We start from the raw sequence: 13,877 nt of genomic DNA on the forward strand, positions 1-13,877 counted from the left end.
GGCAATGGTTTATTTATTCATTTATTGCTTTTAATCCTGCTTTCATATACCCCATTGCATAAGCCATTCCGGCATACCATGAACCGTCACAACTCATCTGGGGGGTATGGTCGGGAATCAGCACCCCATCAAAATTGTTCTTCTTAAGAATTCTAAGAATTTTGAACATATCTATATCCCCTTCGTCTACAAAGACTTCTTTATATGTTGGAACTTTGCCAACCACATTTCTAAAATGTATATAGCTGATTTTTCCCTGTTTACTATAGGTCTCGGTGGCCTCATATACATCTCCTTCGGTCATTTCGGCAATAGAACCCAAACAGAATTCCAAATTATTTGAAGGACTCGGTTTCATATCTATCAATTTTTGATACATATCCGGTTGATATACCAATCTTGGTGTATTTCTAATGTATGGCATTGGTGGATCATCCGGATGCGCGGCCAATTTCACTCCGGCTTCTTCAGCAACAGGAATCAATTCACTTAAAAAATATTGTAACCGTTGCCATAGTTCGTCGTGCTCTATTTTAGGCAAAACACCTTCAGGAGCATTTTCATCATAAACCATATTCCACACCATTCCATTTGGAATTGGCGTTTCATCTCCTTTTGACATTCCCACAGATAAAGCCCCACCTCTAGCATAAGGACCAATTTCTCTTGAAGATACCCCCGCTAAAGAAAAATTATACCCGAATACTGGAATACCTGCTTTACCAACATTGCGAATTAGTTCTTTTAGATTTTCTATTTGAGTTTCTTTCTTCGGGCCATCCAACAAAATATCATGCCAATGGGCCGGGTCGAAATTTTCAATAGCTTCTAATTCTAATCCATGATCATTTATCTCCTTTCTTATGGCCAACAATTCCTCCAACGACCATATTTCATTGGGATTACCAGCCTTGCCCCAGCCCTCTTTCCCTCCAATGGGCTGGTCCGCATTTTCCTTGTTATGGCCAAAGTAGTCTACCAAATGAATAACCAAATGAGTTGCACCACATTGTTTGGCAAAATTATAGTGCTCAGTGTTGAGCATGTGTCTGTAAAGTCCAAATCCTAATTTCATTGCTAAATGTCTTTAGTTGTTATTGTATTTATTCCTTATTCGCTAAAATCGCAGAATTCTCTGAGTATTTCATCGGCATGTTCATTAAGCAATGGTGCCGACTTATATATTTTTTGAGGCGTATCACTGAACCATACGGGAAAACCGGTAGTTTTAACCTTGCCAATTGTTGGATGCTCAATTTCAATGATCATTTCATTGTGCTTTATCTGAGGGTCATCGACCATTTCATCAAAGCTATTGACTTGGGAACACCAGATATCATGTTCTAGTAGCAGGGCTAACCATTCTTCGGTTGATTTTGTCTGAAAAACAGCATCGAAATCGAAACGAATTTCATCCCTGCTTTTTATTATGTTATTGGAAGCATAAGTTTCCGAATCATATTTTTTCAAGCCAATAACTTGAGCCAATTTTTGTACGGAATTCATACCAATGGCAATATAGCCATCACTCGTATTATATAGTCCGTATGGTGCTCCCAACCATGGATTGGGGATACCACTTTCGCTGCGCTCCGGGTTTGTCCCTTTATGCAGGTATGCCGTAACTTCCTGTATATGGAAGCCAACCACAGAGTTGAGTAGGTTCGCCTCAATCTTTTGGCCTTTTCCTGTTATTGATCTAGAGTATATAGCGGCCATTATGGCCTGATTTATAAATAAACTGGTTAATAAATCGGCTTGTCCAACAGCCGTAACCACTGGCATATCTCCCTTTTTTCCATTTAGAGCCGAACCGCCGCCTATGGATTGTGCCAATAAATCTTGGCCTGCCCTATGTAAATATGGCCCCGAAGATCCATAGCCAGAACTTGAACAATACACCAATTTGGGGTTTGTTTTTTTTATTTCCTCATACCCAAGACCCAACCTGTCCATAACTCCTGGCCGAAAGTTCTCAACAAGAATATCAGCCTTAGCAATAATGGACTTGGCTATTTTTACCCCTTCTGGGTCTTTTAGGTTTAATGCAATGCTGCGTTTATTTCTATTGAAACTAACAAAGGAAATGCTTTCACCGTTGGGGTATAGGTTCCCATATGCATAATGTCGCATCCAATCTCCTTTTACGGGCTCTATCTTAATGATATCCGCCCCCATATCGCCCAACATCTGGGTTGCCCAAGGTCCTTGGGCCAATTGTGTAAAATCGGCCACGACCAATCCTTTCAAAGGACCTACATTTTCATTACTGTTACTGCTCATTATGTGTATATATTAGGATATAAATATTTTATAACTTTATTGTTCATGTTTTACTAAATCGGTTTAGTAAATCTTACTAATCAAAAACAACGCAGACCGGCGACAATATTTCCTTGGTACGATAACGTTCCTGTAATCTCCCATCCTCTTGAATTTGATACGACACGGTATCATGCGAATTCTGATGGCAAGCAATTAACCATTTTCCATCTGGAGTAATATTAAATTCCCGTAATTCCGCACCGTTCGTATATTGATAATCTATTGGTTCAAGTTTGTCCTTATCTATTCTGAAAATACTTATTGCCTCCAATTTTCTATTGGCAACGTATAGGAATTGTCCATTGGGATGGATACGAATAGCCGATCCGCTTGCTACGCCAGAATAATCATCGGGCAAGGCCGAATAGACTTTTAATTCATCAAAAGAACCTTCTTTACTTTGTAATACGGATACGGTACCTGTTAATTCATTGTTTACATAGCCCAAATTTCCGGCGGCATTAAAAACCACGTGACGTGGACCACTTCCTTTTGTAACCTTACAATCCTTTACGTCATTTGGAACCAATCTGTTTTCTAGAAAATGGTAGGCTTTGATCATGTCTATTCCTAGGTCACTTACATAAACATCCCTGCCATTGGGATGTACAGCAATCTGGTGCGCATGCGGTGCTTCCTGTCGTGCTGTATTAATACTTGACCCCTTATGCTGGTATTCTTTTTTAGCCTTCATCAATTTTCCAGAAACATCCAACGGAAATTGAATCACATTCCCTGTAGCATAACAGGCAACCAATACATTATTTCCGAAAGTTTGGATATGGCATGGATACCCACCTGCAATAGGTTGCTCGTTCAAGAATTCCAATGTATAATCAGCATTGATTTTATAAGCGCCTACTTTAGGATTTTCACTTTCATCTATTTCATTAACGCAATACAAAAACTGATTATCATCACTAATCACCAAATAACTGGGGTTTCGTGCCTTCATGGTATGTAAAATTGTCAACTCACCGGTTTCGGTATTTAATTGAACCGTATAAATACCATGACCTATTCCTCCAAAATCAGGTATGGGATATTCCGTATAACTTCCTATGAAAAAAATCAGTAATGCTGCTTTCATGTTTTTTGAATAAAGTCTTGAATCGCTTTTTTTGCCTCAGGGCTGTAGAAAAGTTCGGTCACGGCCTTTGCTTCCTCCTTGATTTTATGATCAAAAGACAGGGAAGTAAGACTTAACCGTACCAATCTTTTCAGTTGTTTGATGGCACTAGGTGATCTACGGCTTAGTTTTTGCGCATATTGCAATATGGTTTCATCAAATTCCCCTTCCGGTACAATCTGGTTTACGATTCCCCATGTGTGAAGTTGTTCCGCAGAATATTGCCCGCCCAAAAACAACATTTCCCTTACACGGTTTACGCCTATCTTTTGAATAAGGCGCTGGGTACCCCCTCCCCCTGGAATCAAACTTAAAAATACTTCTGGCAGCCCCATCTTGGCGTTTTCACTGGCCAAAATCAAATCACAGGCAAGCGCAATTTCAAAACCACCTCCCAGTGCAAATCCGTTCACCGCGGCTATCCACGGCTTAGGAGCATTTTCAATGGCCTCATACAATGCCATCCCCCTATCTTGAAACGACTTGAACTGCTCTTGGGTTTGACTTCCATACTCCTTAATGTCCGCACCAGCCATAAAAGCACGTCCTGATCCAGTGATCACAGCTACTTTAGCATCCTCATTATTATTTATAGTTACAATACCATCAATAATTTCATCCATCATTTGCCTGTTCATGGCATTGAGCTGGTCTGGCCTATTAAACTTTAGTACCGCAACCTTGTTGTCTATACGTATGTTTATGTTCTTGTACATACTATCCCTGTTAAATAGATTGGTATAATTGATTTAATTTTTTCATAATGGTATCCGAAGAAATGTCCTTGACCAGACCGTTATGCAATAGCTCTGCACCCTGTTCCTGGAATTTGTTCCATTCCATGTGTTGGGGACGTACATAGGCTTTATTCATGGTGTCTATGGTATTGGCAAAAAAGTTGTTACACAGCCCATTGTTTACTTCATTTTGCCATGCTATAAGATTCCCCGGTTGACCTCCATTTTTGGTGTAAATCCCTTCTTGGGTCTCTGCCATTGCCACATAATTTATATAGGCTGCTGCCACATCCGGATGCTCACAATGCGCAGATATGGCAAGGCCTACCCCGCCCAATATAGTAGAGACTTCTATGTTAGGATTTGTTGGGCTATTCCCAAACTTCACCAAGTTTTTAGCATATCCCGATCTGGAGTAATTGGTATAACCGAATAAAAATGGGGAATAGAGTATCTCATTCTCCTCCGCCATACGGTTTAGAATTTGGATAGGATTCCATTTTATAGATTCGTGATGAAGGTATTCCAATTGTATTTTTAATTCATCCAGAACTTGTATACCTAAACGATTATCAATTGTTCTATCCCTCATAAATTCCCTACCACCATCTTGCGCGCATATGGTTAGAAAGCTGCACCAAAGATCGGTGGCACATAAAGGCCAAGCTACCTTGTGGGAGCTTGGTATTTTTTTATAGAAATCCAATAGTTCCGCCCTGGTTTTTGGAATGTTTAGACCTAATTTTAAAATAAGATCTTCCCTGTAGGCAGAAACCAAGGCCGCAGCATCTACAGCTAAGGCATAAAGATTACCATCATAATTATAGCTTTGGTAACTGGGACCTACGGACTCCTCCTTCAATTTTTCTAAGCTATAACTCGGAATCAAATTGTCTAAAGGCAATAGCAGGTTGTTGGCATTGGCCTGGCCCATATATGGGTGATCAATAGTTATTAAATCATAGGATCCAATTAGGTCCTCAATGGGCATGTCCCCAAACTCTTTTAGGGAACGTATATCCCATTCTATATTCACCTCAGGGTGTATTTTTGAAAATGCCGCCGAGGTTGCCTTAAGAGGTTCATAACCTCTGGGATGGTCCCAAGCGATGCCATTTAATGTTATTGTTTTCAACATATTATTGTTGTGTTATTTGTTGTATCTTTTAGGTCTGGGATCGTATTGTATTGTATGGTTCATATATGCTCCATCAATATAAATATCCGCTCCATTGATATAATTGGCCAAATCGCTAGCCATAAAAACGACTGTATTGGCCACGTCCGATACCTCACCCAAACGGCCCTGTGGAATCCACTGTTCAAACTTGTCCTTACCAAACTTCTTGATCTCCTCCCTGTTCATATTTGTTTCAATGGCCCCTGGTGCAACGGAGACTACTCTAATACCTTTGTCCGCCAGTTCCAAAGACAGACATTTAGAAAACATTTTAAGTCCTGCTTTGGCCGAACAATAGTGTATTAACCCTTTTCTAGGTACGGTATCATGTATGGAAGAGATATTAATAATTACGCCGCCACCTTTGTTTTCCATTCTCCGGGCAGCTTGTTGTGAGCATAAGAAAGGGCCTTTCAGATTAACATTGAGAACCCGGTCCCATTCGCTTTCTTCCATATCCAAAACATGCTCTACGGTCTCACAACCTGCATTATTAACCAAAACATCAATAGAGCCCATGTCCACGTCCATTTGTTGGAATAATTTTTCTACCTCTACCCCATTGGAAACATCCGCCCCATAACAGCTTACTTTTACCCCATGGGCTTCACGTATTTCATTGGCTAGAATTTCCGCATTTTCCTTGTTCTTATAATAATTGATAAAAACATCCGCACCACAGCTAGCAAATTGCTTACAAATTTCTGCTCCGATCCCATTGCTTCCTCCAGTTACCAAAACCTTTTTCCCTTTTAGATCTATTTCTTTCATCTTTTATTCTTATCTAAACAATTAGATTTTTAGCGATTCCAATTCCCCCTTGACCATAATACCCAATTCCTTTTTCTGAAGATCATTAAGGGCAAAATGTTCAAAATCTGAAATATGCGTATTCGATTTTTCTGCAATTAAGACTTCGCTTCCTTCCTCCATGGCTATGTTGTGCCAGACTCCTTTCGGGATATTATAGATTTGGTTAATTTTCATTGGTTCCAATTCAAACTGCGGTACCTTATCGACTATTTCTGCAGCTATTAGCACCGCCTTCCCAGCAATGGCAACAAAAACTTCATCTGTTTCCAAGTGTACATCCAATTGGATGATCTTGTCTATATGCTGCTCTTCCGTATAATTCAATTTTGCCAATTGCCACCCATCCTTTATAATAAATGGATGATATCCTTTTTCTTTTGTCTTGTATTCTTTAATCATGTGTTATAATACCTACAACCCAACACGACCTCTTTTAGAAAATCGTAGGTCTTTAATTTATATTCTATTATTTCTCTTGTCCTGTCGCCAATACATTTCAATTTCCTCTAAGGTCTTTCCTTTTGTTTCGGGTACATATTTCCAAATAAACCAAATAGCCGGTAAGGTTAAAGCCGCATAAACAAAGAAGGTACCCGAAGGCATAATTTGTTCTATTAAAATAGGATTGGTCAAGGTGATAAAAAACCCGGTAACCATTAAAGCGAAGCTACCTAGGGAAACTGCCAACCCACGTATGCGTGTAGGGAAAATTTCACTGATAATCACCCAAACGATGGGTCCGAATGAAAACGCAAAACTAGCTACATACATCAATAAAGGAATAATTACATATTTTGATCCTATTGCGAACAAAATCCCCACGCTCGTCAGAGAAATAAACGCTCCAACAACACCAACAAGCAACAGCTTTCTACGTCCGAATTTTTCAATATTTAAAATTGCAACGAAAGTGAATGCACTATTGACCACCCCTACCAATACGGCCCCTAAAAAGGAGCTCTCCACGCTCTGTATGGATTCATTAATGATATTCGGAGCAAAATACATAATGGCCGCTATCCCACTTAAATGGGAAAACATGGGCAACAATACTCCTATTAAAAGTGGCACCCTTAAATAAGGTTTCAATAATTCCTTGATCCCTGTACTTTCCTCTTTTACCACCTCTTTTATTTCTGCAATTTGTATCTGTGCATACTCCTTTCCATTGATTTTTTCCATAATTTTTTCTGCCTCATCATATCGCTCCTTAGAAATGAGCCATCTTGGTGTTTCCGGCACTAGGAATAGTAAAATCAAGAATAAAAGGGCAATGGGTATTTCCGTACCAAACATACCTCTCCAAAGTTCATTCACAAAAAGCCACTGCCAAAATCCAGAAGGTTCGTTGGAAATTACTCCGGCAGCATTTCCGGCATTGGTCAACACTAACCAATCCACTAAAAAAGCCAAAAGTATACCTAAGGTTATGGACAACTGATATAAGGACACCATTCTACCCCTATTTTGGGGCAAGGAAAGCTCTGAAATATAAATGGGAGCGACTACTGAGGTTACGCCTACACCAATCCCTCCTACTATACGGACTAAAATTAAAAATGTAAACGCTAGATCTTCGTCAGCAGTGAGCCAATATGCCTGATCCAGATCACCCAAAAACTGCGGGGGTAACATAGAACCAAATGCCGAAAAAGTCAAGCAAATCGCAGCTATGATCAAAGCTTTTTTTCGTCCCAATCTGTCCGTAATAAATCCAGCAACTACACAACCTAAAATGGTTCCCAACAATGCCGACGAAACCAACCAACCTAATTCTGCAGCCGATAAATTAAAATGCTGTTCCAAAAAAGTATTGCATCCCGATATAATTGCGGTATCGTAACCAAAGAGAAAACCTCCAATGGTTGAGACAAAGCTTATTCCCAACAAATAGTTGGATTTTTTAGTTTTCATAAATTATTTTTCTATTAATGCATCCCAATCTTGGAACGGCTACATAATTCCAAATTTATTAAAAGCATCAACAGTGCTCATTCCGTTTTCCAAGGCCTTTTTAACCAATTGCTCACCTCTGGACTTTTCGATAGCGCCCATGAATGCTTTGATTTCAACTTCCTTAGGCACAATCAACACCCCATCCCTGTCCCCATAAATTATATCTCCAGGATTTATTCTCGTTCCTTTAATTTCAATGGGAACACGATAATCGATCACCTTGCCTCGCGGTCCCTGATCTTGAGCATAACCCCCAAAAGAAAATGTGGGAAAATTTAAATTAAGTACTTCGTTGGTATCCCTAGAGTAGCCATCCATTACTGCTCCAGCAGCCTTAAGTTTCATTGCCCTGGTACTCATTAAGCCTCCCCAAAGGGCATACCTTGGTGATGAACCAGTACAGATATACACCTCATTTTTTTTAAGGTCGTCCAAGGCTTCGAACATGATTCCAAAGGGCTTTTTCATCAACGGATTGTTAGTATTTTGCACTGATTCCTCAAATACATCAGCTTCCAATACGGGCATTGCTCTCCCGATTAACACGAAATCGGGATTTAGGGGTTTAATATTTGGAGGCAAAAATTGATGCTGGTATCCTAGGGTATCCAAAATATCACCTACTAGGGCAACAAATAATTCTTCTTTGGCTATTTTAAATAGCTCGTCATCATTTTTCCACAAGGGTGCGATTGTTTCCATACTTAACTAATAAATTCTTTATTTACATTTTTTTTAAAATCTCAACTTCCCTATTGGTCAATGGTATTCTCCTACCTACTTCAGAGTGGGTACTAGACCCTTCAACACCAATAAGTTGGCTCCCCTTTTCCATTATAAGATTATACCCAACATTTTCAGGTATTAAATACGAAGTTCCCCTTACCATTGTTATAGCTTCTAGGGTTGGCTCGTTTTCATCCAACTTGCGAATGATCAACACAGCCTTACCGGACAATAAGGAGATGGCCAAGCCTTGGTTAACATTGATGATGAGGGAATCTACTTTATCCACCATATATTCTTGGGAGTAATTCATCTTTGTCACCTGCCAGCTATCCTTAACCAATACAGGGTGTAATCCCGCGTTTTCATTTGAAATCTTTTCAATAAGTCCCATAATGATCGTTATTCGGAGAAGATTAGTTTATAGGTGTCAATGGCATTATGACCTATATTCACCTTAAATTCTTTACCTGTTGAAGGTAATTTGCTTTCTTCCTCTTCTATTAAATTCGTTTTAACCAACTGCTTAAAAGGCACTGCCAATTCTATAGTAGGTTCTTTATCTTTCCCTTCCATTTCAACCAGCCGTAAGATTACATCATTGTTTTTCTCACTCTTTTTAATAGTACTGATGCGTACCATTGGATCCGAAACAGTGAAAAAACTCATTTCTTGAGCCAGATCTCCGTTGGTGTTGGATTTAGGCTTCAATACCGTTCTTAAGGGATGGTTAGAAGCTGTTCCAAACTGGAAAGAGGTACTTTCATCCTTCTTGTGAGATGCCAAAGAAAACTTAAAATGATGGTCACCAGTCTGATGATACCAGTTGCCTTCTCCGTGACAACTTTTATGTGAAGCCATCAAAATCCCTTGTAGAACGGTATAATCCACTGCTTCTCTTGTAGGGTCTATCCAATCGGCCAAAGCTACATCGGTAGCCATGGTTACGGTAAAATCTTCATTCTCGGCCGCGATAAAGTTCATCACTTCACGTGGATGTATTGTTACGGGCTTTTGATCGTAGGTTCCGCCCCATGCCCAACCCCCCGGGGCATTCTTCATTTCGGTTTTTCCTACTTCAGCTATTGCTAAAGGCACCTCATATTTAATCTTGGAATCCTCCATGTTCAGTGGCACTGCAAACCTAAACTCCCTATTGTGTGTACCATCCCAATTCAAGAAATCTATAAAGAAATCTATTTTTTTCTCCTGATGGAATACCCGAATTCTCTGGGCTACCGTAGATACGTGCTTAAACTTTGCCTTATTTTCGTATTCAGTATACACTGCGCCATCGGCCACTATTTCCCAATTACCACTATGGTTGCTCATCTTGTCATAATCCTCCATATTGGGTTCGGTCATTTGGGTAAATTCCCCGGCACCATTGCCATTATACCCCATTGCTAAAATATCACCGCCCGAAAAACGCGTAGTATTCAGTATTTCCGATCCCAGTTTATGATCAAATAAATAACTAATTCCTCCTTTTCCGAGGTGCATGGTATAATAGTCATTTGTCAAGGAATTTGGTGCTACCGACTTGTTGACCTTAGGATTCTTTTTTCCTTTCCTTAAATAGAAGGTTTTATATCCCAAGGAAGGAATCTCAGCTGCATAGAATTGTATTTCGTCCTTGTTCCCGGTACTTGTCTGGGAAGGAACCACATTCCCCTTATCATCTACAAGATAATATGAAGTTGCGTTGTTTATTTTTGCACTAGCCAATCCACTTCGCTTCCAAGAAAGATCGTTATACACGACAATCCCATTGGATTTTTTTGTTTTTATTTTTTCAGCAATGGAATTTAGCGATGCCTGTAATAGTACATCGGCCTCATCGGCGGCAAACTCCAATTTAGCCTTAAAAATACTATCGGTAATGTGACCGTTTTTTCCTCCCCATCCGTGATCTGGATAAATAGATTCTTCAAACGCCTTTGATAATCGTTGTGTTGGATATTGATCAAAACTTTTGTTTAGCAATGCATCCACAGTGCCAAAAATTTCCGCTGAAGGTAGAATCCTACCCGCCTTTCTCGAAGCTGTTATAGCCTTGTGATGCCCTGGGCCGTGTATATATGCCCAAATATTGGGGCGATCTCCCTCCAGGTTCTCAAACTTGGCTCCCGGTTGTTTAATTTCTGAAAGGAAGCTGGTTACCGTAGAATGTCTTAAAGTAGGTATATTGGTCCCTGTCTTGGCCACAATTTCATTCCATTCCTTCACTACATGGCCATAATCTACAGGACCAGAAGCGTCGTTGCTCAGTACTATTGCAAAATGCGGGGGCAAATTGTGTTTTTTATAATAATCGCTCCACATTTTAACCCTATTTTGGATTTTGTGCAGGGCCTCGATAGCATCTTCCTCAAATAGCTTATAAAACATGGCGGCCCAACCATAATTTCCAGGAGTATATGTAAGTACTGAAGAACCGTCCGGTGAATGCCAATCATAAAAACCTTCCCTCATTCTGGACACGAAAAGGTTATCTACACCAGATTTCGCCAAAATTTGGGGAAACTGAAGGGTCCTTCCTGGTACGTCTGTATTAAAGGCGGTTTCTTCCTCGACCCCATCAAAATTCTCTTTGATCCAGAGCTTACCGAAATACATTTCCCTAATGAGCTGTTCGCCCATCTGCATACCTTCATAAGGCTGGTTATATGTTGCTCCCCAGGTAAACCTGCCTTCCTTGTAACGTTCTATTACCTCATTTTTTCTTTCTGGATGTGCTTCAACAAACTCCTTTAAATTCAAGGCTTGTTCCATTCCAAAATAGTAATCCTTGTCAGATTTCATTATGTCCAACGCGGGGGCAATTATCTCGTTAACCCTTTCATGCATACAATATTCCGGGGTATCCATCCAGGCTATATCCTGATGGGAGGATGAAATTATATGGAAAGTACCTTCCTTGAAATAACCCCAGTCCGAGGTAACTAAAGGGGTAAAGAGTTGTTCCTGGTTTAATTTGCTATTTCTGGCCGTGATTTCTATCATTTCCGGCTCTCCAATTACAGGTAGCCAGACCCATGCCTTTCCATCTTTCTGTTCAACTTTCAGAGTCCTTCCGCTCTCAAAAACTATAGTCTTATAGGAATTGGAGTTCTCACCGGTAAGATATGCTTTGGCCATCAGATTGTTATCCGAGTCCACATACTCATATGGCTTTACATATTGGATGGCCAAGGTTCGCTGTCCTTGGGCCGTAAGTACAAAGGAAGATCCAGTGAACAAACAAAAAACAAATAATTGCAAATACTTCTTCATTCTCAATAATTGATTAAATTAAATAAACCGGCAGCGTACTAATATCATTCGTTCACCACCTATATAATTTTCGACTTTCTTCTTAATATATTAAAATTTAATTTCTATTTATTTGTTTTAATACATCTTTAATAACGAGGCAATTACTTCGATCCCATCATGAGTAAGCAAGGATGGCCGTTGTAATAACCACCCTTGTTCTATAAAACTAACTCAACTAACTCACAATAAAACCATTAACCCTCACTCCTATCTAATCGCCCAAATTTGGATTAAGCACTACTTCGTTCTGAGGTATGGGGAAATACAGGTTGTCAACAGTGAATGTACTTCCATTTGGCAGGGTACTACCTACTAAGTCCGTAAAGGTGCTACCGTTAAAAAACTTGCCGATTCTTCTTTGATCAAACCATATTAAACCTGCTTCTGCAGGGAATTCCCAAAAACGTTGTTTCCATACTTCTTCCCTAAACTCTTCTTTGCTTAGATCAGAAACTTCTGCCAATCCTGCTCTGCGACGGATTGAATTTACTGCATCATAAGCCAATGCATCAGCCGAAGATGCCTCATTTTGGGCCTCGGCATAAATCAGTAATATGTCTGCATATCTTATCAATGGAACATTTTTACTGGACAATCCATTTGAATTTCTAAATTCTTGATAAAAATATTTGTATACCGAATTATTAAAAGTAACGCCATCAAACTCATTGAAAAAGAATCCTTGGTTTTGTCCTCTTATATCCGCTGCCTCATAAGTATCGATAAAATCAACCTCTGGCTCCATACCTCCAAAATGTAAGCTTTGATTGGTAATCTCTTCTCCTCCTAAGGGTGTGAAATAGGTGGAAATGGAAGATGCAATAGATCCTCCTTCATATTGCACCATGAATATATTTTCACCGGTATTATCAAAAGCCGGATTGTTTAATTTATCAAACCAGGTCAATGAACCATCGGATTCGAACAAATTATACCAATCCGCGGTAATTACCTCGGTGGCCTTGTCCCGCGCAAGTGCATATTTGTCTGTTTGATTTAGAGGGTTTCCGGCCATGGTTAAATATACCTTTGCCAGCAAGGATTTCACTGCACCATTGGTAACTCTCCCACTTGTAGACGTGTCGGGCAAACCAGCGCTTTCAGCAAATAGTAAGTCCGGAAGAATTACGGTTTCGTAAACTTCCTGTACGCTAGATTTTGGCAAGGTTCCATCTTCCAATGAGGTTGAAGGGACAATATTTAGCGGGATATCTCCGAATAATTGAACCAGTTCAAAATAGTAATACGCTCTTAAAAAATGGGCTTCTCCCAATAAGGCCTTGGAAATTGCCGGCGTCAATTCAGTATCTGTGATTGCCGGAATGGAAGCAATAGCAATATTTGCAGCCTCTATACCAGAATAGTATGTACTCCAGAATGATGATGCGCTGGAGTTGCTTGAACTATATATTAATTTATAAGCATCCTCCATATCCGTATCTTGAGTGCCTATGGCAGGCTTCATTGCCCCCGTACTAACTTCTAAAATGGAAAAAACCATCTTTGCATAACCCGATTTATTATAGGGTGCCCTCAAAAAGGCATATATTCCATTTACGGACTGTTGAGCGTCCACTAGTGATGTTCCTACAGTTGTTTTTTGAGATCTTGGAACCTCGTCCAAGAAATCTTCGCAAGAGAAAAATATGCAACAAACAATTATTAATATCTTATATTTTATCATGACTTTTAA

Annotated in this window: 12 protein-coding genes; all 12 read right to left on the minus strand. The window is 39.8% G+C overall.

Annotated features, from left to right (window positions below):
* Positions 1-13: 13 nt before the first annotated feature.
* Complete coding sequence (locus B9Y87_RS14580) at positions 14-1,075, minus strand: mannonate dehydratase (RefSeq protein WP_085499712.1); 1,062 nt, start codon at positions 1,073-1,075, stop codon at positions 14-16.
* A gap of 35 nt (positions 1,076-1,110) precedes the next feature.
* Positions 1,111-2,283, minus strand: a complete 1,173-nt coding sequence (locus B9Y87_RS14585; protein WP_085499713.1) for a CaiB/BaiF CoA transferase family protein — start codon at positions 2,281-2,283, stop codon at positions 1,111-1,113.
* A 76-nt stretch (positions 2,284-2,359) separates the two neighbouring features.
* Complete coding sequence (locus B9Y87_RS14590) at positions 2,360-3,415, minus strand: lactonase family protein (RefSeq protein ID WP_085499714.1); 1,056 nt, start codon at positions 3,413-3,415, stop codon at positions 2,360-2,362.
* Positions 3,412-4,170: an enoyl-CoA hydratase/isomerase family protein gene (locus tag B9Y87_RS14595; RefSeq protein WP_085499715.1), complete on the minus strand. Its 759-nt coding sequence runs from the start codon at positions 4,168-4,170 to the stop codon at positions 3,412-3,414. The genes B9Y87_RS14590 and B9Y87_RS14595 overlap by 4 nt, the downstream gene beginning before the upstream one ends.
* A gap of 10 nt (positions 4,171-4,180) precedes the next feature.
* Positions 4,181-5,329, minus strand: a complete 1,149-nt coding sequence (locus B9Y87_RS14600; RefSeq protein ID WP_085499716.1) for an extracellular solute-binding protein — start codon at positions 5,327-5,329, stop codon at positions 4,181-4,183.
* A 12-nt stretch (positions 5,330-5,341) separates the two neighbouring features.
* Positions 5,342-6,142, minus strand: a complete 801-nt coding sequence (locus B9Y87_RS14605) for an SDR family NAD(P)-dependent oxidoreductase (protein WP_085499717.1) — start codon at positions 6,140-6,142, stop codon at positions 5,342-5,344.
* Between the two features lie 21 nt (positions 6,143-6,163).
* Positions 6,164-6,583 (minus strand): hypothetical protein, encoded by a 420-nt coding sequence (locus B9Y87_RS14610; RefSeq protein WP_085499718.1) that lies wholly within the window; start codon positions 6,581-6,583, stop codon positions 6,164-6,166.
* 57 nt (positions 6,584-6,640) lie between these two features.
* Positions 6,641-8,098 (minus strand): sugar porter family MFS transporter, encoded by a 1,458-nt coding sequence (locus tag B9Y87_RS14615; protein ID WP_085499719.1) that lies wholly within the window; start codon positions 8,096-8,098, stop codon positions 6,641-6,643.
* 39 nt (positions 8,099-8,137) lie between these two features.
* On the minus strand, positions 8,138-8,842 hold the full coding sequence (locus tag B9Y87_RS14620; RefSeq protein WP_085499720.1) for an RraA family protein: 705 nt from the start codon (positions 8,840-8,842) through the stop codon (positions 8,138-8,140).
* A gap of 22 nt (positions 8,843-8,864) precedes the next feature.
* Positions 8,865-9,260, minus strand: a complete 396-nt coding sequence (locus tag B9Y87_RS14625; protein ID WP_085499721.1) for a hypothetical protein — start codon at positions 9,258-9,260, stop codon at positions 8,865-8,867.
* Between the two features lie 8 nt (positions 9,261-9,268).
* The gene (locus tag B9Y87_RS14630) at positions 9,269-12,142 is read right to left on the minus strand and encodes a glycoside hydrolase family 38 N-terminal domain-containing protein (RefSeq protein WP_085499722.1); all 2,874 of its coding nucleotides are present in this window, start codon (positions 12,140-12,142) and stop codon (positions 9,269-9,271) included.
* Between the two features lie 253 nt (positions 12,143-12,395).
* Entirely contained in the window at positions 12,396-13,868 is a 1,473-nt protein-coding gene (locus B9Y87_RS14635; protein ID WP_085499723.1) for a RagB/SusD family nutrient uptake outer membrane protein, read from the minus strand.
* Positions 13,869-13,877: the final 9 nt, after the last annotated feature.

It is taken from the genome of Arenibacter troitsensis (genome assembly GCF_900177645.1).
GTDB lineage: Bacteria > Bacteroidota > Bacteroidia > Flavobacteriales > Flavobacteriaceae > Arenibacter > Arenibacter troitsensis.